Annotated in this window: 21 protein-coding genes; 12 read left to right on the forward strand and 9 right to left on the reverse strand. The window is 31.2% G+C overall.

Features of this window, described 5'->3' with window-relative positions:
- Position 1 precedes the first annotated feature (1 nt).
- Complete coding sequence (locus tag CLV91_RS11690) at positions 2–1330, forward strand: Gfo/Idh/MocA family oxidoreductase (protein WP_121068157.1); 1329 nt, start codon at positions 2–4, stop codon at positions 1328–1330.
- Between the two features lie 3 nt (positions 1331–1333).
- Positions 1334–2521, forward strand: coding sequence for a Gfo/Idh/MocA family protein (locus CLV91_RS11695; protein ID WP_121068159.1), 1188 nt, complete (start codon positions 1334–1336; stop codon positions 2519–2521).
- Between the two features lie 2 nt (positions 2522–2523).
- On the opposite strand, the gene CLV91_RS11700 is transcribed toward CLV91_RS11695, so the two are convergent.
- From CLV91_RS11700 to CLV91_RS11710, 3 genes are read right to left on the reverse strand one after another with little or no spacing between them, the layout of a single operon-like run.
- Positions 2524–3924 carry a hypothetical protein gene (locus CLV91_RS11700; RefSeq protein ID WP_121068161.1) on the reverse strand — a complete coding sequence of 467 codons (1401 nt, stop codon included), beginning with the start codon at positions 3922–3924 and terminating at the stop codon, positions 2524–2526.
- On the reverse strand, positions 3908–4477 hold the full coding sequence (locus CLV91_RS11705; RefSeq protein WP_121068164.1) for a hypothetical protein: 570 nt from the start codon (positions 4475–4477) through the stop codon (positions 3908–3910). The genes CLV91_RS11700 and CLV91_RS11705 overlap by 17 nt, the downstream gene beginning before the upstream one ends.
- Positions 4461–5003 (reverse strand): RNA polymerase sigma factor, encoded by a 543-nt coding sequence (locus tag CLV91_RS11710; RefSeq protein ID WP_121068166.1) that lies wholly within the window; start codon positions 5001–5003, stop codon positions 4461–4463. Before CLV91_RS11710 ends, CLV91_RS11705 begins: the two co-directional genes overlap by 17 nt.
- A 109-nt stretch (positions 5004–5112) precedes the next feature.
- Here CLV91_RS11710 and CLV91_RS11715 point away from each other — a divergent pair, with 109 nt between their 5' ends.
- From CLV91_RS11715 to CLV91_RS11730, 4 genes are all read left to right on the forward strand, one after another.
- Positions 5113–6021, forward strand: coding sequence for an aldose epimerase family protein (locus CLV91_RS11715; protein ID WP_121068168.1), 909 nt, complete (start codon positions 5113–5115; stop codon positions 6019–6021).
- Between the two features lie 22 nt (positions 6022–6043).
- Positions 6044–6601 (forward strand): DUF2911 domain-containing protein, encoded by a 558-nt coding sequence (locus tag CLV91_RS11720; protein WP_121068170.1) that lies wholly within the window; start codon positions 6044–6046, stop codon positions 6599–6601.
- Between the two features lie 78 nt (positions 6602–6679).
- Positions 6680–7639, forward strand: coding sequence for a glycosyltransferase family 2 protein (locus CLV91_RS11725; protein ID WP_121068172.1), 960 nt, complete (start codon positions 6680–6682; stop codon positions 7637–7639).
- Complete coding sequence (locus CLV91_RS11730; protein WP_121068174.1) at positions 7623–8492, forward strand: lysylphosphatidylglycerol synthase transmembrane domain-containing protein; 870 nt, start codon at positions 7623–7625, stop codon at positions 8490–8492. The genes CLV91_RS11725 and CLV91_RS11730 overlap by 17 nt, the downstream gene beginning before the upstream one ends.
- On the opposite strand, the gene CLV91_RS11735 is transcribed toward CLV91_RS11730, so the two are convergent.
- From CLV91_RS11735 to mazG, 5 genes are all read right to left on the reverse strand, one after another.
- On the reverse strand, positions 8489–10147 hold the full coding sequence (locus tag CLV91_RS11735; RefSeq protein WP_121068176.1) for an ArnT family glycosyltransferase: 1659 nt from the start codon (positions 10145–10147) through the stop codon (positions 8489–8491). The two genes, CLV91_RS11730 and CLV91_RS11735, sit on opposite strands and share 4 nt — an antisense overlap.
- Positions 10144–10713, reverse strand: a complete 570-nt coding sequence (locus tag CLV91_RS11740; protein WP_121068178.1) for a phosphatase PAP2 family protein — start codon at positions 10711–10713, stop codon at positions 10144–10146. Before CLV91_RS11740 ends, CLV91_RS11735 begins: the two co-directional genes overlap by 4 nt.
- 5 nt (positions 10714–10718) lie before the next feature.
- Positions 10719–10946, reverse strand: coding sequence for a hypothetical protein (locus tag CLV91_RS11745; RefSeq protein ID WP_121068180.1), 228 nt, complete (start codon positions 10944–10946; stop codon positions 10719–10721).
- A 31-nt stretch (positions 10947–10977) separates the two neighbouring features.
- On the reverse strand, positions 10978–12354 hold the full coding sequence (locus tag CLV91_RS11750; protein ID WP_121068182.1) for an MATE family efflux transporter: 1377 nt from the start codon (positions 12352–12354) through the stop codon (positions 10978–10980).
- Positions 12355–12420: 66 nt separating this feature from the next.
- The gene (mazG, locus tag CLV91_RS11755) at positions 12421–13194 is read right to left on the reverse strand and encodes a nucleoside triphosphate pyrophosphohydrolase (protein ID WP_121068184.1); all 774 of its coding nucleotides are present in this window, start codon (positions 13192–13194) and stop codon (positions 12421–12423) included.
- A 126-nt stretch (positions 13195–13320) separates the two neighbouring features.
- On the opposite strand from mazG, the gene CLV91_RS11760 reads away from it, so the two are divergent.
- Genes CLV91_RS11760 through CLV91_RS11775 form a run of 4 tightly spaced genes read left to right on the forward strand, consistent with a single transcriptional unit; the run spans position 13321 to position 16952 of the window.
- On the forward strand, positions 13321–14313 hold the full coding sequence (locus tag CLV91_RS11760) for a TRAP transporter substrate-binding protein (protein WP_211333220.1): 993 nt from the start codon (positions 13321–13323) through the stop codon (positions 14311–14313).
- 4 nt (positions 14314–14317) lie between these two features.
- On the forward strand, positions 14318–14776 hold the full coding sequence (locus tag CLV91_RS11765) for a TRAP transporter small permease (protein WP_121068186.1): 459 nt from the start codon (positions 14318–14320) through the stop codon (positions 14774–14776).
- Positions 14773–16047 (forward strand): TRAP transporter large permease, encoded by a 1275-nt coding sequence (locus tag CLV91_RS11770; RefSeq protein ID WP_121068188.1) that lies wholly within the window; start codon positions 14773–14775, stop codon positions 16045–16047. The genes CLV91_RS11765 and CLV91_RS11770 overlap by 4 nt, the downstream gene beginning before the upstream one ends.
- A gap of 11 nt (positions 16048–16058) precedes the next feature.
- On the forward strand, positions 16059–16952 hold the full coding sequence (locus tag CLV91_RS11775) for an SMP-30/gluconolactonase/LRE family protein (RefSeq protein WP_121068190.1): 894 nt from the start codon (positions 16059–16061) through the stop codon (positions 16950–16952).
- Positions 16953–17009: 57 nt separating this feature from the next.
- Here the strand turns inward: CLV91_RS11775 and CLV91_RS11780 are convergent, their stop codons facing one another.
- Positions 17010–17342: a DUF2853 family protein gene (locus CLV91_RS11780; RefSeq protein ID WP_121068192.1), complete on the reverse strand. Its 333-nt coding sequence runs from the start codon at positions 17340–17342 to the stop codon at positions 17010–17012.
- Between the two features lie 169 nt (positions 17343–17511).
- On the opposite strand from CLV91_RS11780, the gene CLV91_RS11785 reads away from it, so the two are divergent.
- Positions 17512–18159: a GDSL-type esterase/lipase family protein gene (locus CLV91_RS11785; protein ID WP_121068194.1), complete on the forward strand. Its 648-nt coding sequence runs from the start codon at positions 17512–17514 to the stop codon at positions 18157–18159.
- 5 nt (positions 18160–18164) lie between these two features.
- The gene (locus CLV91_RS11790) at positions 18165–19793 is read left to right on the forward strand and encodes a family 20 glycosylhydrolase (protein ID WP_121068196.1); all 1629 of its coding nucleotides are present in this window, start codon (positions 18165–18167) and stop codon (positions 19791–19793) included.
- Positions 19794–19886 lie beyond the last annotated feature (93 nt).

Genomic DNA, 19886 nt, shown 5'->3' on the forward strand with positions numbered 1-19886 from the left:
GATGAACTCTAGAAGAAATTTTATAAAAAAAACTACTGCAGGAACAGCAGCAGTAACTTTAAGTGGATTGGTTTTACCTAGTTCTAGTTATGGAGGTATTCTTGGAGCAAATGACCGTGTTAATTGTGCAATAATTGGTGTACGCAGTAGAGCTAAATCTCATATTGTAGCAATAAACAAAGATAAAAATGCAAAAATCCTATATAATTGTGATGTAGATGACACTATTATAGAAGAACATAATATATGGTGTAAAGAAAACATTGGATATGTACCAAAAGTAGAAAAGGATTTTAGAAAAGTACTAGAAGACAAAAAGGTTGATGCCGTATTTATTGCTACACCAGAACACTGGCATGCACCAATGGCAATAATGGCATTACAAGCAGGAAAACATGTTTATGTAGAAAAACCATGTAGCCATAACCCTTATGAAAATGACCTTCTGGTAGCTGCACAAAAAAAGTACGGCAAAAAAGTGCAAATGGGCAACCAACAACGTTCTGCAAAGACTTCTATACTAGCGGTAAAAGAAATAAGAGAAGGTATTATTGGTGATGTTTATAAAGGAGAAGCCTATTACTCTAACAACAGAGGTTCTATTGGTGTTGGAAACGTTGTAGATGTTCCAAAAACATTAGATTGGGAATTATGGCAAGGACCAGCACCGAGAAAAGAATACAAAGACAATATTCACCCATATAACTGGCATTGGTTTCATAACTGGGGAACAGGAGAAATACATAATAACGGAACCCATGAAATTGATATTTGCCGTTGGGCTTTAGGAGTAGATTTACCAGAAAGTGTAACTTCTTTTGGAGGGAAATACACGTATAAAGATGATTGGGAATTTGTAGATAACCAACAAGTCACCTATAAATTTAAAGACGATAAATTTTTAACCTGGACAGGGCATAGTAGAGGTAAAATACAACCTAAACAACCAGGAAGAGGTGCAACAATTTATGGTAGTAAAGGATCTATTACTTTAAGTAGAAATGCCTACAATTTATTTGCCTTAGATGGTTCCCTTATAAAAACGGAAAAGGAAGAAAATAAAAGTTTAACTACCAACACTAGAGGTGATGGTAGTTTAGACGTTTCTCATGTTGGTAATTTCTTTGATGCTATTCGAGAAGATAAAAGCCTGCACTCTGACATTAAAGATGCGAGTATTTCTACCATGCTCTGTCACTTAGGAAATATGGCACAAGATGCAGGAGAAACTTTGAAAATTGATACCGTAACAGGAAAAGTAACCAACAATGCTAAAGCTATGGAAAACTGGAAAAGAGAATATGCTGCTGGTTGGGAACCTAAACTATAATATATGAAAAGAAGAGATTTTGTGATAAAAGGAAGTATAGCCTCTGTAGCTGTAGCTTCTTCTACAACTGCTTTAGCTAACACACTTAATTTTACAAATGCCGCAAACAAACTTACTATAGGAATTATAGGTACTGGAGATCGCGGTAGCGGATTAATTCCTTTAATAAATGAAATTGATAATTTTAAGGTTGTAGCATGTTGTGATACATTACCTTTTAGGTTAGAAAATGGGTTAAGTAAAGCTCCAAAAAAAGCAAAAGGATATGCTGACTATAGAAAATTATTAGACAACCCAGATATTGATGCTGTTTTAATTTCTACCCCATTTAACACGCACTCTAAAATTGCTTTAGACGCTTTAGATGCAGGCAAACATGTGTATTGTGAAAAAACTATGGCAAAAGGCTTAGATGGTATTCAACATCTAATACAAAAAACAAAAAACTCTAATAAAATTTTTCAAACAGGACACCAATACCACAGTTCTAGACTTTATACACATGTTGTAGATTTAATTAAAAATGGTAAAGTAGGGAAAATCACTTCTTTTGATTGCCAATGGAATAGAAACGGAAATTGGAGAAGACCTGTGCCAAAACCTGAGCTAGAAAAAGTTATAAACTGGAGAATGTACAGAGAGTTTTCTGGTGGCTTAGTTGCAGAATTATGCTCACATCAAATAGATTTTGTGAATTGGGTATTAGATGCTACTCCAAATAAAGTAATGGGTATTGGCGGTATAGACTATTGGAAAGATGGTAGAGAAACCTATGATAATGTAAATTTAATGTACGAGTATCCTAATGGCATAAAAGCCAAATTTACTTGCTTAACAAGTAATGCCAAAGATGGTTACCAGATAATAGTAAAAGGTGACAAAGGCACCATTATAATGGGAACTAGAAATGCTTGGTTTTATCCTGAAGGGACAAAAAATAAAAAAATTGGAACGGTAGATGGTGTTGCAGGAGCTACAGTAACTTTTGATAAAAACAAAGGCTACCCAATAAAAGTAGAACACCAAAATCCTAGCAAACAAGCTTTACAAGATTTTAAAGATAGTATAACCCTAAACTCTTCTCCTATATCTAATATAACTACTGGAGCCAATACCGCTATTGCAGTACAAATGGGATTAGAAGCTATGCATACAGAAAGTATTGTAAAATGGCCTTCTAAAATAAGCTAAAACTATTTTAAAACAACTTCGCTAAATTTAGTATCTATAGAAATATTTTTTTTAGAGGAGTTGTTTTTATGATAGCCAGTTATCATCGTAGTATTAGAACTACAGTCTTTTTTTACATGTACACTTTCTGGATAAGTAAGTTCCGAAGCGTACATAAGACCGTCTACATTACATGCCGAATTTGGTAAATTACACTCCAGCTCTGCATTTTGCATAGTTATACTTATATCTTTAAAACCATTATCTACATAATTAATTTTAAGCGGCCCAAACTTATTATTAATAACTACTTTTTTTAATATTTTATTTATTGTTACATCTGAGGAAGTTGTGTTAAGATTTAAAAACAACACTTCGTCTAAGGTTATATAATCAGAATAATCTGCCTTTAAACTTCCATAATTCCATTTTTGAATAGCCACTGGAGAGTATGATGCATTTACCATTGTATTATTTCCCTCTATAATGTTCCCAGATAAATTAGAATGCGATAAAGTTGCTTTTAAATTAAATGTTTGTTGGGCAAGTTTAACCTCACCATGCCTAATATTTAGGTTCATTTTAGTAGATTTTGGTAACATAATCTTGAGTTTCTTCTTAATTGTAAAGTTTTTTGTCTTACCACCTCTAGATATAAATACAGTTCTTTTTTTAACTCTGTTATTTTTATGTTCCTCTTCTACCTTATGAGCTTCAATTTCTGCATATTCTCTTTGTTTATGAGCACGCTCTTTTTCCTTATGTGCCATTTCCATTTCTTGGTGCGCTTGTTCTCTCTTAATTTCTGCTTTTTGCATCTTAGCTTCCATTTTTTCACTCCAAGCTTCTATTTTTTTTTGATAATCCTTGTCAAAATTTTTATCAAAATCTTTCTGCCATTTTTTTAAATAAGCTTCTCCTTCTTCTTCATATGCTTTGTAATCAAATTTAAACGCAGAAACAGAAGGCAATGGTGGCATCTCTGGAAGCTCTGGCAATTCGGGCATTTCGGGTAGTTCAGGGATCTCAACAACAATATGCTCCATAGCATTAACCTCTGGCATATTAAAACTAAAATCGTCTACATTAAAATGGCCATTACTAAATGTGGAAGGGCCTTTGTTATTAGATGTTATTACTATTCTTTTACTACTTCCTAGTATTTGTATAGGATCATTCTTGAAATAGATAGCTGCATCTTCCTCTGTAGCTCCTTCCAAAATAACTGTTGCTTCTATAGAAACTTCATTCTTGTCCCATGTATCAAACTCTATATCTGCATAACTTGTATTTATCTCTAAAATAGCACTATCTGCAACTTTAAATGTCTCTTTATACACCTTACTATTATTTTGTCCACTGCATACAAATACAAACAATACTACAATGAATAATAAAAATTTTGTTTTATATAATTTGGTCATTTTCTTCCGTTTTTAATTGATCTAATTTCTTTTTAAGCTTTTGCAACAACTGCAATCTTAGTTGCAAATTTTTAATTAATGCAGTAATAGTATGGTCATTAGGTCCAGATTCATTTAATTCTTTAGTTAAAATTTCATATTCAGAATTTAACTTTGTAAGCTGCTCCATATAACTATCTACAAGTATTTTATTTTTATCAGAAACAGGTAAATTAGATAGTGATACGTTTATTGTTGCTGTATAATAATCTTCAACCTTTTTTAAATCCGGAGAAAGGTCTCCCAAAGAAATTGGCTCTTTATTAACTCGGGGTTTAGTAACTACAATTGTCTCTATTGTTTCCTGTTGGTTATATTCTTTATACCCAAAAACACCTGCAGTTATAAGTATTAAAATTGTAGCTGCAATTTTTAGCAGGCTATAACTTTTCTTTTTCTCTTTAAAAACGTCATTATCTAACCGCTTTAAAAAACGTTCTTCATGACCATCTTTTAATTTGGGCTTATGTGCTTGTTGTTCTTTTTTAAATAATTCTCTAAGATCCTGTTTCATAATCTTTTCCTTTTAAAATTTCTTTTAAATATCCTTTCCCTCGTAACAACCTTGTTCTACAGGTACTATGCGTAATATTTAAAACTTCTGATATTTCTAGATGATCATAACCTTCTATCAAAAACATCATTACAACATATTTATAATTTTCTGGCAACTGATCTATTGCTTTGCATACATCATTAATTGTATATTCTGGAGCAACACTCCAATCTTCATCTTCTACAATATGCATATAGCTTTCGTCTAGAGCAACTAATTTTTCTTGTTTCTTTTTTAAAAAATCTATACTCTTATTTATTACTATTCTCTTTAACCATGCACCAAACGTTACTTCTCCCTTAAATTGCTCTATTTTTTGAAAAGCTTTAATAAACGATTCTTGTAAAACATCTTCTGCATCATCTTCATTTTTCACAAAACGCATAGCAACACAATACATGCCATCGCAATATTGCCTATACAATTTTACCTGAGCTTTACGGTTATTCTGCTTACACTGTTCTACTACATCTATTTGAAACATTGGCCAGTTTCTGTCTTTTTTGGTTGCATTGTTAAACTAAGGACGAAAGAATTATATCGATGTTGCAGAAAACGATTATTTTTATATCGATTTTTAAAATTTTGTCCTTTTGAAACAAGTTACCATTAATAATAGTTTTATCACATTAATTGTATTAGACTATGGCGCAGTTATACAAAAAATATTAGTAAAAGATAAAAATGGAGAGTCTACAAATGTTGTTGTTGGTTATGATTATCCTAGTAAATACTTAAAAGATGAGTTTTTTCTTGGAGCTTGTGTTGGCAGATATGCTGGAAGAATTTCTAATGGAGGGTTTGAGTTAGACAGAGAACAATTTCATTTACATTCTAATAACGGTGTTCACTTACATGGGGGAAAAAATAATTTTAGTAAACAACATTGGAAAATTACTGAAGTTAATTATAAAGAAGACCCATTTGTTAAACTACAATACCATAGCAAACATTTAGAAGAAGGTTATCCAGGAAACCTAACAGCTACAGTAACATACAAACTAGTAGGTAATGCATTACATGTTATTCATGAGGCAACTACAGACCGTACAACTGTAGTAAACTTAACTAATCATTCTTATTTTAGGTTAGATAATGAAACGTTTATAGATGATTATGAACTACAACTTAATTGTCCTGAAATGCTAGAAACTACAGAGCAGTTAATTCCAACAGGTGCTTCTAAATCTGTTCGAGGAAGTGAGTATGATTTTGTTAAACAACGTAGAATTGGAAGCACAAGGTTAGATACTCCTTTTGCGATAGATTTAAGTAGTGATAAAGCAGCAGAGGTAAGCTCTAAAAAAACAGGAATTGGTATGAAAGTATACACTAACCAGCCAGCAGTAGTAGTGTACACACCAGGTGGTTTTCCTGCTATTTGTTTTGAAACGCAAAACTATCCTGATGCACCAAACCAAAAACATTTCCCAAGTAGTGTTTTAAAACCAGGAGAAAAATACCATAACATTGCTATCTTTAAGTTTGATTTAGTACTTTAGAACACCTTTTAAAATATTGATTATGAAAAAGTTAAAATGGATTTTAATAGTATTTATTGGTATTATATTACTTATGAAATTTGTTGCAATGCCATACATGCAAAAGCAAACAAAAAAACATAGTCCAGAACAGACTGCCAACTATCATAAAAATAATAAAGACTTAAAAGTCATATATTCAAGTCCGTCCAAAAAAGGAAGAATATTATTTGGAGAATTAATTCCTTATAACCACGTATGGCGTACCGGTGCAAATGAACCAACTTCTTTTATAACAGAAACAGACATTAAAATTGTAGACAAAAACTTACCCGCTGGTATTTATTCTTTATGGACTATACCAAATAAAGAACAATGGAATATAATCTTTAATAGTGAAGTTCCAGAATGGGGTGTTACCATTTTAAGTGGCGGAAAAGAAACCACCCGAAACCCAGAAAATGATGTGGTAAACATAACTGTACCCACCGAAAAGCTTACAAAAGTAATTGAAAAATTTACTATAGATTTTGATGATTCTAATGAACTTGCCTTATTTCTTGCTTGGGACACTACTAGAGTAAATATTCCTATTAATTAACACTAAATTTTCATTACAAAATTGTTAAGCTCACTTGCAATAAAAAACATAACTTTGCCCCGATTTTAAATTAAATAAATGGAGCCTGTAACTTCTTCTTTATTATCTATTGTTGTCCCCTTATATAATGAGGAAGATAATGTTGTTTTATTAACTCAAAAAATACATGAAAGCTTGGTTGGTTATACCTACCAAATTATTTATGTAGATGATTTTTCTACAGATAAAACAAGAAAGGTTGTAAAAGACATGCAAGATGACACGATTCATTTTATAGAATTAAAAAAGAATTACGGTCAAAGTTTAGCACTTGCAGCTGGTTTAGATTATGCAGAAGGGGAATTTATTATTACTATGGATGGCGATTTACAAAATGATCCTAGCGATATTCCACAAATGTTAGGTTATGCAGTTTCTGGAGAGTTTGACCTTATTACTGGTATAAGACAAAAAAGAAAAGATTCTTTAGTAAAAAAAATACCTTCTAAAATTGCTAACTTTTTAGTTAGACGAGTTACCAAATTAGATATAAAGGATAATGGTTGTGCTCTAAAAGTATTTAGCAAAGATATTGCTAAGGAACTTAATTTATACGGCGAAATGCACCGATTTATTACCTTATTAGCTTACCTAGAAGGTGCACAAATAAAACAAGTTCCTGTAAAACACCATGCCAGAAATGCTGGAGTTTCTAAATATGGTTTAGAACGTGTTTTTAAGGTGGTTGCAGATATGGCTTTACTACTTTTTATACGTAAATACTTTCAAAGACCTATTCACTTATTTGGTATTATAGGTGCTCTTTTAATATTTGCAGGATTAGGAATTAACGCCTATTTACTTATAGTGAAATTTGGGCTTGGAGAAGATATTGGTAGTAGACCTTTACTAACAGCTGGTATGATGTTTATTTTTGCTGGTATACAATTATTTACTATTGGTATTGTTATGGAGCTTCTTATTCGTACCTATTACGAATCTCAAAATAAACGCCCTTATAGGATTAAAAAAATATTTGTAGGTGACAAAGCCTCCTAAACACTTACTTACTGCGCTTAAAATTAGTATAAGTGCCATTCTAATCTATTTTATTTTCACAAAAATAGATAGCAAAGAAATAGGTACTGTATTAAAGAAAGTAAACCTTTTATATGTTGCTGTTGCTGTGCTTTTATTTGTTTTATCTAAAGTAATAGCTTCTATTAGGCTTAACCTTTATTTTCATCAAATAAATATAAGTTTATCCGAAAAAAGTAATTTAAAATTATACCTACTAGGCATGTTTTATAATTTATTTTTACCGGGAGGAATTGGTGGCGATGCATACAAAGGCTATGTAATTAAGAAAAAGTTTAAGGTCGCAACCAAAAAAGTTGTATCTGTTTTAGTATTAGACCGTTTAAGTGGTTTATTACTTTTGTTTATCTACGCATGTATACTTGCCCTTTTTGTACAAATAGATTGGCTTCAGGATTTTAAACTACTTTTTATTTTAGCAATCTTTTTAAGTATTATTACCTTTTGGTTTTTAAATAAAAAGTTCTTTAGGTATACTTTACCAATTTTCTGGACCTCTTTTATGTTTTCTGCATTGGTACAAATAGCGCAACTAGCAAGTATATTACTTTTATTAAAAGCTCTAGGTATTAATACAGATATTCTAGGGTATTTATTAATTTTTTTAATCTCTTCTATAGTCTCAGTTATTCCTCTTACTATTGGCGGGATTGGAAGTAGAGAGGTTACTTTTTTTTACGGCGCAACTCTTTTAAATTTAAACGAAACTGTATCTATTAGTGTAAGTATGCTCTTTTTCTTAGTTACCGCTTTTGTTTCTCTTTTTGGAATATTTTATCATTTTAAAAAACCAATCTTAGAAAAAAAAGATTAATACACATGAATTAGATGCATTTTATTAAGCACTTTTTTACGAGTTGCAGGGTTTAAAAACTTAGCTTGAAGTCTAGTTATTCTAAATTGATCTACTGTTAACTGCTTACCCCAACTTAACCCAGATTCTTTTATTTTTATCAAATCAGCATCAGTACAATACACCCAATAATTATGCTTGTTTTTTAATTCCTTAATTGTCGTTATGTTTACAGGTTTTTGATTATAAAAATCTAAAGACCAAGAAAACTTAGAGGATATTTTATAAATATTATCCGTAGGAATATTATGCTTTTCTATTTTTTGAGCCATAGAAGAACCTCCTTGATATTCTAATAGGCTTGGATAAAAATGGGTGTTTAATACAAAATTTAATAGCAAAGCACTACCAACTGCAATACTAATTATTCTATAATAATACGCCTCTCTTTTTAAACAATAGTATAAAATAATACCAGCTATAATTAGTAATCCAATACACACATAAATTGGTTTATCTTTAAAAACAAAAAAGCAAAATAAACTAGATGCTATAAAAACAATTCCTAATATAAAATACTGTACTCCTAAAATTATTTTTATGGCCTTAGCTTTTTTCAATTTATTTAAATTCACCAGATATGCAGCTGTAAGAACTGCAAATAAAGGCATGGTTACGTTTAAATAATGTGGTAGTTTAAATTGCGCAAAACTTATAATTAAAAAGATTATAGTAATTCCTCCTAAGGTTAAAAACTCCTGATTTGGTTGTCTATTAAATTTATTCCGAACAAACTCTTTTACCTTATTCCAATACGCAACTAGTCCTATAACTGTCCAAGGCAAAAACACCCATAAGAATGTATGAAAAAAGAAAAAATAATCACTACTATTTTTTCCAATTCCATCGCCACTTAAACGTTCAAAACTTTGCTCCCAAAAAATAAAAAAGATACCGCTTCTATGGTCTTTACCTCGAATTACTTTTTCTGGATGCAAATCAAACTGATGGTAATAAGCATATAACATTGGTGCTATACATATCCCAAAAACAACTAAGGCTATAAGCACTCTCCAGTTTAAAAGTGCTTTAAAATTTTTAGAATACGCCATATGGCATACTAACGGTAAGCCTAAAACCAAAATAGCTATTTGCCCCTTAGTTGAAAAAGCAATAGCTGCTCCAACTGATCCCAGACAAATTGCCAAAATAGATTTTGTTTCAATATATTCTGTGAGTTTCCAAATAGCAAAAATGGTAAACCCAGTTAAAACAGCATCAGTCCTAACATCTATATTAGACAAGAAAATTGTTTGCGCCGTCATAAAAATTAATGCTGCCAATTTCCCTGTAGACTTATTATATAATAGTTTTCCTAAACCATAACAACTGTAAGCTCCTAGTAAAGAAGAAAGTATTCCTGGAATTCTATAGGCCCAATCGTGCAAACCAAATATTTTAAAGGATAAAGCAGCTAACCAATAGTGCATATGAGGTTTATCTAAATACTCATTGGGGCCTTTAAACAAGTTAAGAAAATCGTTCTCTTGCACCATTCGCATTGCCATAACAGCAAATTGAGCAGAATCGTTCTCAAAGAGAGTAACAAACATTCCAGTAACATATACTAGAATAATTAGAAGCATAAAAAACCAATATCTTTTGTTAGATATCATATAGGAAATTTCTGAAGTGCAAATATATATAACTTTGTAAATAACCAACCTAAAAATAAACCTATACCAGTACCTGTTAGTATATCTAATGGAAAATGTACTCCAATATAAACTCTACTATAAGCTACCATAGCAGCCCAAATTAGAAGAAAAACAGCTATATACTTAATCTTAGACCTCAATAAATTAGTAAAAAAAATAGCTACGGCAAATGAATTAGCAGCATGGGCAGAAAAGTAACCATATTTACCGCCACAATAACTCTTTACAAGTCTCATAAGTGAATTAACTTCTGTATCATGACAAGGTCTTAAGCGCTGCACACCATATTTAAAAAAATTGGCTAGCTGATCCGTTACACCAATCATAATACCTACTGTAACTAATAAAAGAAGTGTTTTTTTAAGTCCTAATTGTTTATAAGACACAAAAAGTAATATTACATATAGAGGAATAGAATTAACTTTATTAGTAATAAATAGCCAAAAAGAATCCCAAATAGGAGTTCCTAAATTATTTAGTTGCAAAAAAAGTGTTTTATCTAATTGTACTAGTTCCTCTAGCATAGTTATTATTCTTCGTATCTAGAAACTTCTCTATCATAAAACTTGGAAGCTTCCTCAATTAAAGACTCAGCTTCTGCTTCCAGTTCTTTTTGGTCTTCTTGTGTAAACTCTTCTAACCATTCTACCTCATCATCCTCTAAATTAATAATGAATCTAGGGTACTCTGTATGCACAACAAAAATTGCTGTAGGATAATCTGTATTATCTCCTAATAAAAATTTTGGAAACTCCATTGGTAACTATTTTATAAAAATTGATTCTTTTCTAAGCCTCTGAAGTGCTTATTAATTTTTTGGTTAAATAATTAAATCTAATATACAACATAATACCAGAAGCAGTTAAACCTGTAAGTAACCCTATCCATATTCCAGTACTTTTAAAGCTTGTGTATAACCCTAGATAAAATGATACAGGAAAACCAATAATCCAATAAGCAACAAAGGTAATTAAGGTTGGAATTTTTACATCTTGCAACCCTCTTAAGGCACCTAAAACTACAACTTGTACGCCGTCTGATATTTGAAAAAAAGCTGCTACTAATAATAGTTTTGCCGCCAGAGCAACAACTTCTGTATTATCCGCTAAATTAAAAGCATCATCTAAATCTAAATATAAAGTTGGAAACCAATTTCTGCATACCAAAAACAAAATAGCAAATACAATTTCCAATAATAATGTAAGAAAGAATATAGATTGCCCAATTCTTCTTAATTCTTTAAAATTTTGCAATCCTTTTTGATTTCCTACACGTATCATTGCTGCAACCCCTAACCCCATTCCAAACATAAAAGTCATACTACTTAAATTTAATGCTATTTGGTTAGCTGCTTGTGCATTTTTACCCAAAACGCCACTTAACCATATTGCAGCTGTAAATATGGCAACTTCAAAAAACATTTGTAACGCAGAAGGAAAGCCAAGAGATATCATTTTTTTAATAACTTTCTTTTCTATAACCCTAAAATTAAAGTTCGTAACGTATCCTCTAAACTTTTCTTTACTTTTTAGTAAAAACCATATATAAACAATCATAATAACTCTAGAAACTAAAGTTCCTATTGCCGCTCCTACTATTCCCATTTTAGGAAAACCAAAAGTTCCAAAAATAAGAAGGTAATTAAGAATAATATTAATAACATTCCCAATTATAGTTGCGTACATTGGGTATTTTGTTTGCGACAAACCGTCGGAAAACTGTTTAAATGCCTGAAAAATAACTAACGGAATTAAAGAAAAAGCAACCAAGTTTAAATATGGCATAGCAAGTGCTACTACCTCATCTGATTGTTTCATGGAGTACATTAGAGGTTTCGCCAAAAAAACTACTCCAAATAGAGTAATTCCTAAAATTGTGCATAAGAACAAACCGTGTTTAAGCGCACTTTTAGCATTTTTCTTCTCTCCTGCCCCATCTGCTTCGGCAACAAGTGGTGTAATTGCTGTAGAAAAACCAATTCCAAGAGACATTGCAATAAAAACAAAACTATTTCCTAAAGACACTGCTGCAAGTTCTGCAGTACCTAATTGCCCTACCATTATATTATCTGCTAATTGTACAAATGTATGCCCCAACATACCCATAATTACAGGTACAGAAAGCTTAATATTGTAACGGAATTCTTTGGTGTACTCTTTAAACAAAACTTTACTAATTTAAAGCTGTAAAGATAAGATTTACTATAGGGTTAAATGCCTTTAAATTAAAAATTATAGCCCTTTTGCCTCTTCCCAAAAAATATCCATTTCGGCAAGAGTCATATCTTCTAAAGACTTCCCTAATACTTTGGCCTTTTTCTCTAAATACTGAAAGCGTCCTATAAACTTTTTATTGGTTCTCTCTAATGCATTTTCTGGGTTAACTTTTAAAAAACGTGCATAGTTAATCATAGAAAACAAAACATCTCCAAACTCAGCTTCTATTTTATCTGTATCGCCTGCCTCTATTTCTTCCTGCAACTCTGCTAATTCTTCTTTAACCTTTTCAAATACCTGTTGTGGCTCTTCCCAATCAAAACCAACTCCCGCAACTTTATCTTGTATTCTACTTGCTTTTACTAATGCAGGTAATCCTTTAGGAACACCTTCTAGAACACTTTTTTTACCTTCTTTAAGTTTTAACTTCTCCCAGTTTTGTTTCACTTCTTCTTCATTCTCCACTTTTACGTCTCCATAAATATGTGGGTGCCTATGGATTAGTTTTTCACAAATCTCATTTGCTACATCACCAATGTCAAAAGTATTCGTTTCAGAACCAATCTTTGCATAAAAAACTATATGTAAAAGTAAATCTCCAAGCTCTTTTTTTACATCAACTAAATTATTCTCTAGAATAGCATCTCCCAATTCATAAGTTTCTTCTATAGTAAGATGCCTTAGAGTCTCCATAGTTTGTTTTTTATCCCATGGGCATTGCTCTCTAAGCTCGTCCATTATAGTTAACAACCTATCAAATGCTTTTAATTGTGTTTCTCTAGAGTTCATTTTCATTTTGCTAAGATACAAAGTCCTATTTTCTTGCTATGTCAAGAAAAATCTATTATTTTTAGCAATTAAGTGTATTCTTTACATTTTTAACCAAATTATTAGCATTCACTTTAAAAAAACGTTTTGAAAAAAATTATCCTTTACTTTTTTAACATTTTTAAATATACTCTCTTATGTTTATTACTAACTCAATGTAGTTCTAAAAAGGAACCTGAATTCTTATTACGGTCTAGCCATCTCGTAAATGATCAACATACATGGTTTAAAGCGTTTGAATATTTTTCAGAAATTTTAGAAGAACGCTCTAAAGGAAGGATAATTTTAGAAAACTACTCCTCTGAGCAAATAGCTAAAGAAATTGAAGCTATTCGAATGATTCAGACTGAAGTTATAGACATGACAGTTACTGGTTCTATCTTAAATAACTGGATAGATGTAATGGCCTTTTGTGAACTACCCTTTCTTCTTAGAGATTCTGTAGACATGAAAAACCTTATTAATGGCCCCATTGGCAAACGTATGGAAGCTGAAATGCTAAACACAACTGGATTAAGAACACTAGGTTATTTTCAACGTGGACCAAGACATTTAACAGCAAATAGACCTATAAAACATCCTGATGACTTAAAAGGGTTAATAGTTCGTGTACCAAATGTGCCTTCTTTTGTAACAGCTTGGAGTGCTCTAGGTGCAAAACCAACGCCAATGGCTTTTTCAGAAGTTTTTACATCCTTACAACAGGGCACTATAGAAGCGCAAGAAAACCCATATGCACTAATAAAAGCAGCAGGTTTTTCTGAAGTCCAAGAATACCTTAATGTAACTTCTCATGTTGTAAGCTGGACGTATCCTGTTATTGGAGAGAAACAATTTCAAAAATTTCCTGATGATTTAAAAAAGATATTTTTAGAATGTGCTGCAGACATGCAAATTTACGAGCACGAGTTATTTATTGAAAATGAGAAAAAAGTACAACAAGAACTTAAAGACAAAGGGATGACTTTTGTTACTGTTGATAAAGACGCTTTTAATGAAAAATGTAAAGATGCCATATACAATAGTTTATCTCCAGAAATGCAAAAGGTATACCATCAAATATTAGCCGATAGAAACTAACCTTATGAAAAAGAACATTACTAGACTCCTTAAATATGGCACACTTATAGGAACTATAGGTTTTGTTATAACTACAATCTTTCAAATTTATGGGCGCTTTTTTATAGAAAAACCACCTTCTTGGACAGAAGAAGCTTCTAGGTTTTTCTTTATTTACGCAACTAGTTTTGCAGCAGGGCTCGCAATGAAAGATAAAAGTTATGTTTTTTTTGATGGGCTCTTTAATAAATTAAATTCTGCTATTAAGCATAAAATAGAGATAGTAAGTAACATTATAACGTTAATTCTTTTTATTATAATAGCCTTTTATAGTGTTCATTTTTTATTACTAGGAATACCAGAAAACTCCCCAAGCATAGGCCTTCCAATGGCTGTAGCTTTTAGCAGCATATTAGTTATGGGGATTAGTATTAGTTATTACGCTTTTTTAGATTTATTAAAACTTCTTAATAGAAAAAAATGATTTGGATTGTTATTTTAATATTTGCTATTTGCCTTGTGCTAAGGTTTCCTATCGCTTTTTCTTTAGGTATTTCTTGTTTAGTGTATTTATTAATAAAAAAAATACCTCTAATATTAATTCCCATGAAATTATATTCCGGGATAGATGTTTTTGTATTACTAAGCATCCCTGGTTTTATACTAGCCGGAAATTTAATGAATCAAGGAGGGTTAACTGCTAAAATCATTGGGTTTTGCAATCATCTACTAGGTCATATCCGTGGTGGCTTAGCGTTAGCAAACATTGGTGCTTCTATGTTATTTGCAGGAATATCTGGAACAGCAGTTTCTGATACTGCAAGTATTGGAGCTGTAATGATACCTGCTATGAAAAAAGAAGGTTACGACGCCGATTTCTCTTGTGCTGTAACCGCTGCATCTTCTACTGTAGGTCCTATTATACCTCCAAGTGTACCTATGATTATTGCTGCAACACTAAGTGGTCTATCTGTTGGTAAATTATTTTTGGCTGGAGCAATACCAGGTCTTTTACTAGGAGTAGGTCTAATGATACTAACCTACTATTTAGCTCGTAAAAGAAAATATCCCAAACACCCAAAAAGTAATTTAAAACAAATTGCAAAAGGATTTGTTGATACTTTTTGGTCACTTCTGATGACCTTTATAATATTATTTGGAATTATTGGTGGTGTCTTTACCCCAACAGAAGCTTCAATAGTGGCCGTAATTTATGCGCTATGTATAGGTGCTTTTGTTTATAAAAAAATTACACTTAAAAATTTAGCTGTAATTACTTTAGATTCTATGAAAACCTCAGCGTCTTTAATGGTGCTTATTGGTTTTGCCAACCTTTTTGGATGGATACTAATTACAGAGCAACTACCGCAAATTATATCTACAGAAATTTTAGGATTCTCTACAAACAAATATGTAGTGTTATTACTAATAAATCTTTTGTTAATATTTATTGGCACTTTTATGGAAACTATTGCTGCGCTACTTATTCTATTTCCTATTCTACTAAAAGTTGCTGTAGCTGTAGATGTAGACCCAATACATTTTGCAATTATTGCGCTCTTAAATTTAATGATTGGGTTAACTACCCCTCCATTAGGCATATGCCTTTTTGTAGCATCTAGTATTGGTAAAGTTTCTATAAGCAAAGTAAGTAAAGCTAGTTTGCCATTTTTAGCGGTAAGTATATTAGTTTTAATCTTAGTTACTTTATTTCCTGAAATATCACTTTTACTTCCTAATTTAATCTTAGAGTAATTAGTATTTACATGAATATAATTAAAAAGATAATACCCTGTATTTTAATAATTTTAGCAGCTAAAACTTCTGCACAAAATATTGTTGCTAAAAATGCAAAATTAGAATTAGTATCTGATGTTTTCAAATTTACAGAAGGTCCTGCTGTAAATAAAAAAGGGGATATTTACTTTACAGACCAGCCCAATAATCGTATTCATTTATGGTCTGCAAAAGATAATACAATTAGTACATTTCTAGATAATGCAGGACGTTCTAATGGGTTATATATTAATAATGATGGTGACTTATTGGCTTGTGCCGATGAGAATTTTGAGCTATGGAAAATAGACTCCTTAAAAAACAAAACCGTACTGGTTTCTAATTTTGAAAATCTAAAACTTAATGGCCCTAATGATTTATGGGTTACTCCAAGTGGCGGTATATATTTTACAGACCCTTATTACCAAAGACCCTATTGGACAAGAACAAAAAAAGAAATAGAAAAAGAACAGGTTTATTTTATTAATCCTGAAAATAACACAGTACATATAGTTGCTAATGATTTAGTGCAACCAAATGGTATTATTGGAACACCAGATGGAAAAACTCTTTATATTGCTGACATTGGAGATAAAAAAACCTATAGTTACTCTATAAACAAAGATGGCACTTTAACTAATAAAACCCTTTTTACTAATATGGGCTCAGACGGTATGACTATTGACAATAAAGGGAATGTTTATTTAACAGGAAAAGGAGTTTCTATATTTAATAAAAAAGGAGAAAAAATTCATCATATAGATATTGAACAAAATTGGACAGCTAATGTAACCTTTGGAGGTATAGAAAAAGACATCCTTTTTATTACAGCCATGAATAGTATTTACACCATAAAAATGAACGTAAAAGGAGTAAGATTCTAAAAAAAGCCACTCTAATGAATGGCTTATGCTTTTAATCTAATTGGTTGCACTAAATTCTTAACTTAATTCTTCTTGTACTAAATAATAAAAAGCAGGTCTACTTTTCATTCTAATACTAGACATTTTAGAAGCAACACTCTGTATTGCCGCCATAGCTTTATCTTTATCTTCAACACCTAATTTCTTTTCAACAAAATTTCTACGTACTGTTTCTAGTTCAGAAGCATCTTGTCCAGAAACAAGTGTAGCATCTTTATTGTTTACCATAGATTTTAAGCTATTTACATATCCATCTAGCTTATCATGGTCAATACTTGTAACACCACAGTCATTTAATTGACTAACTGCTGTTGCTTTTAATTTTGCTAATTTTTCTGCTAATTCACTCATAATAAAATTGGTTTTATGTTAATATTTATGATGCATTAAATTAGGGAAAAAACACATAAAAAGCGAAATCCTTTTTTCTAAAAAAATAATAATTCTTAAAAACCTATTTAGTTTGTATTTTTATAAAAGGAACAAAAAAAAATACATTCTTCTTAATCCTAAAAAATAGATGCTAAAACAATTAGTAATTCTTCTTTTTCTAGCTTTTAATATTTTCCTTTTAGAAGCACAAAATAGATTTGATAATGAAGTTGCAAACCTTCAAAAAAAATATAAAACAAAATGGAACCCTAACAAAGAAACTACTCTTTTTACTGGTAGTTCTAGTATTAGGCTATGGAAAAATTTAGACTCCCTTTTCCCTAATAAGCAAATAATAAACACTGGCTTTGGAGCTTCTTTATCTGGAGATTTATTACACTTTTCAGATAAACTAATTACAAACTATAACCCAACTAAAGTATTTATTTATGAAGGTGATAATGATATTGCTTATGATAAATCTCCTAAGGAAGTAATAGAAAACATAAAATCAATAATAAAAAACATAAAATCAAAAAAAACAGACACCTATATTGTTCTTATATCTACAAAGCCAAGTATTAGTAGATGGCATTTAAAAAAAAAATATAAAAAACTAAACAGAAAACTAAATAGAATTACTAAAAAAGACCCCCTAATACATTTTGTTGATGTTTGGAAACCAATGTTAAATGGCAAAAAATTAAAGAAATCTTTATTTGGCCCAGATGGTTTACATATGAATAAAGAAGGTTACAACATTTGGTATACCGCTATTAAAAAACACGTAAAGTAAAAAAAATGAAGTTCAAAAACTTTTGCCAACTAACTGTAATGGCAGTCTTAACAATAATAGTATTAGGATGTAAAAAACAGCAAAAAATAAGAATTAAATTTCCGCCAACAGATTTATCTAAGGAAAATCTAATTCCCAAACCATTAAAAATAATCGCTACAAATAATGCTTTTGGCTTAGACAAACACACAGCTATATATACTACAAAAGGTGCTGCAGATTTTGAAAACATTGGTGTTTTTTTAGCAAAAAAAATTAAGACAAAAATTAATCTAGAAATTCCTGTAAATTCTGAAGGAGTAAACACTATAGAACGCGTTATTTACATTAACAAATCAGACAGTTTAGAGTTAGATGCTCCAGAAGCTTATCAATTATATATCAACAAAGATTCTATTATTCTAAATTCCAATACTGCAGAAGGCGCTTTTAGAGGTATACAAACCTTAAGACAAATTATTCCTGAAGTAAGTAACGACACTCTAGCGGAACATAGAATTTGGCCTGTTGCCTCTGGAAAAATAATAGATGCGCCAAATTTTGAATATAGAGCCTCTATGCTAGATGTTGCTAGACATTTTTTTAAAGTAAAGGATGTTAAAAAATATATTGACATTTTAGCTTACTATAAAATAAACACTTTACACCTTCATTTATCAGATGATCAAGGCTGGCGTATAGAAATAAAAGCATGGCCCAAGCTTACTACAATTGGAGGTAGTACAGAAGTTGGCGGAGAATCTGGAGGGTTCTATACTCAAGAAGATTACAAAGAGATTGTTGCTTACGCAGCAGAAAGATACATTACTATAATCCCTGAAATAGATATGCCCGGTCACACTAATGCAGCGTCTGTCTCCTACCCTATTTTAAATGGTAATGGGAAAGTGCTTAAACTTTATGAAGGTATGCGTGTTGGTTTTAGCACATTTAACACAAGAAAAGATACTGTATATAGCTTTATTAATGATGTAGTTAAAGAAATTTCAGCTATTACTCCAGGGCCATATTTTCATATTGGAGGAGACGAAAGCCATGTAACTAAGAAAAAAGATTATATCTATTTTATAAATAGAGTAGAAAAAATTGTCCAAAAACATGGAAAAAGGATGATTGGATGGGAAGAAATTGTAAACGCTAATTTAGACTCTACTTCTATATCTCAATATTGGAAACACTCCAAAAACGCAAAAAAAGCAATAAAAAAAGGTATGAAAGTAATTATGTCTCCTGCAGAAAAAGCGTATTTAGATATGGAATATGACACGCTTTCTAAGCATGGGTTACACTGGGCTGCATATATACCTGTAGATACTGCATATACTTGGACTCCTGAAAGTTTTGGAGACATTCCTAAAGAAAATATTTTAGGCATTGAAGCCCCTCTATGGTCCGAGACTATTAGTAACATAGATGAATTAGAATATTTGGCATTTCCAAGAATTATAGGATATTCTGAATTAGGTTGGAGTACCAAAGAAAATAGAGATTGGAAAGATTATAAAGTACGCCTAGGAAACCAAGCCCCATTCTTAGACCAAATGGATGTAAAATACTACCCTTCTAAATTAATAGATTGGAAGAAAGGCAAACTACCTCGGGACAATCCCAAAAGGCATTTATTAGGAAACTAAATTTGATATCGAGGCAAGCCTAGGAGAATTTAAATCTCGATTATCGAGTAAACACTCCTATGACATTATTGAAAAAGGACAAAATTTCTTTTC

This window comes from Maribacter vaceletii (assembly GCF_003634105.1).
GTDB classification, from domain to species: Bacteria; Bacteroidota; Bacteroidia; order Flavobacteriales; family Flavobacteriaceae; genus Maribacter_B; species Maribacter_B vaceletii.

Bases quoted from the DNA above. Each gene is read 5' to 3' on its own strand.
- CLV91_RS11690 (WP_121068157.1), top strand. From the start codon at position 2: ATGAACTCTAGAAGAAATTTTATAAAAAAAACTACTGCAGGAACAGCA.
- CLV91_RS11695 (WP_121068159.1), top strand. From the start codon at position 1,334: ATGAAAAGAAGAGATTTTGTGATAAAAGGAAGTATAGCCTCTGTAGCT.
- CLV91_RS11700 (WP_121068161.1), bottom strand. From the start codon at position 3,924: ATGACCAAATTATATAAAACAAAATTTTTATTATTCATTGTAGTATTG.
- CLV91_RS11705 (WP_121068164.1), bottom strand. From the start codon at position 4,477: ATGAAACAGGATCTTAGAGAATTATTTAAAAAAGAACAACAAGCACAT.
- CLV91_RS11710 (WP_121068166.1), bottom strand. From the start codon at position 5,003: ATGTTTCAAATAGATGTAGTAGAACAGTGTAAGCAGAATAACCGTAAA.
- CLV91_RS11720 (WP_121068170.1), top strand. From the start codon at position 6,044: ATGAAAAAGTTAAAATGGATTTTAATAGTATTTATTGGTATTATATTA.
- CLV91_RS11725 (WP_121068172.1), top strand. From the start codon at position 6,680: ATGGAGCCTGTAACTTCTTCTTTATTATCTATTGTTGTCCCCTTATAT.
- CLV91_RS11735 (WP_121068176.1), bottom strand. From the start codon at position 10,147: ATGATATCTAACAAAAGATATTGGTTTTTTATGCTTCTAATTATTCTA.
- CLV91_RS11740 (WP_121068178.1), bottom strand. From the start codon at position 10,713: ATGCTAGAGGAACTAGTACAATTAGATAAAACACTTTTTTTGCAACTA.
- CLV91_RS11745 (WP_121068180.1), bottom strand. From the start codon at position 10,946: ATGGAGTTTCCAAAATTTTTATTAGGAGATAATACAGATTATCCTACA.
- mazG (WP_121068184.1), bottom strand. From the start codon at position 13,194: ATGAACTCTAGAGAAACACAATTAAAAGCATTTGATAGGTTGTTAACT.
- CLV91_RS11765 (WP_121068186.1), top strand. From the start codon at position 14,318: ATGAAAAAGAACATTACTAGACTCCTTAAATATGGCACACTTATAGGA.
- CLV91_RS11770 (WP_121068188.1), top strand. From the start codon at position 14,773: ATGATTTGGATTGTTATTTTAATATTTGCTATTTGCCTTGTGCTAAGG.
- CLV91_RS11775 (WP_121068190.1), top strand. From the start codon at position 16,059: ATGAATATAATTAAAAAGATAATACCCTGTATTTTAATAATTTTAGCA.
- CLV91_RS11780 (WP_121068192.1), bottom strand. From the start codon at position 17,342: ATGAGTGAATTAGCAGAAAAATTAGCAAAATTAAAAGCAACAGCAGTT.
- CLV91_RS11785 (WP_121068194.1), top strand. From the start codon at position 17,512: ATGCTAAAACAATTAGTAATTCTTCTTTTTCTAGCTTTTAATATTTTC.
- CLV91_RS11790 (WP_121068196.1), top strand. From the start codon at position 18,165: ATGAAGTTCAAAAACTTTTGCCAACTAACTGTAATGGCAGTCTTAACA.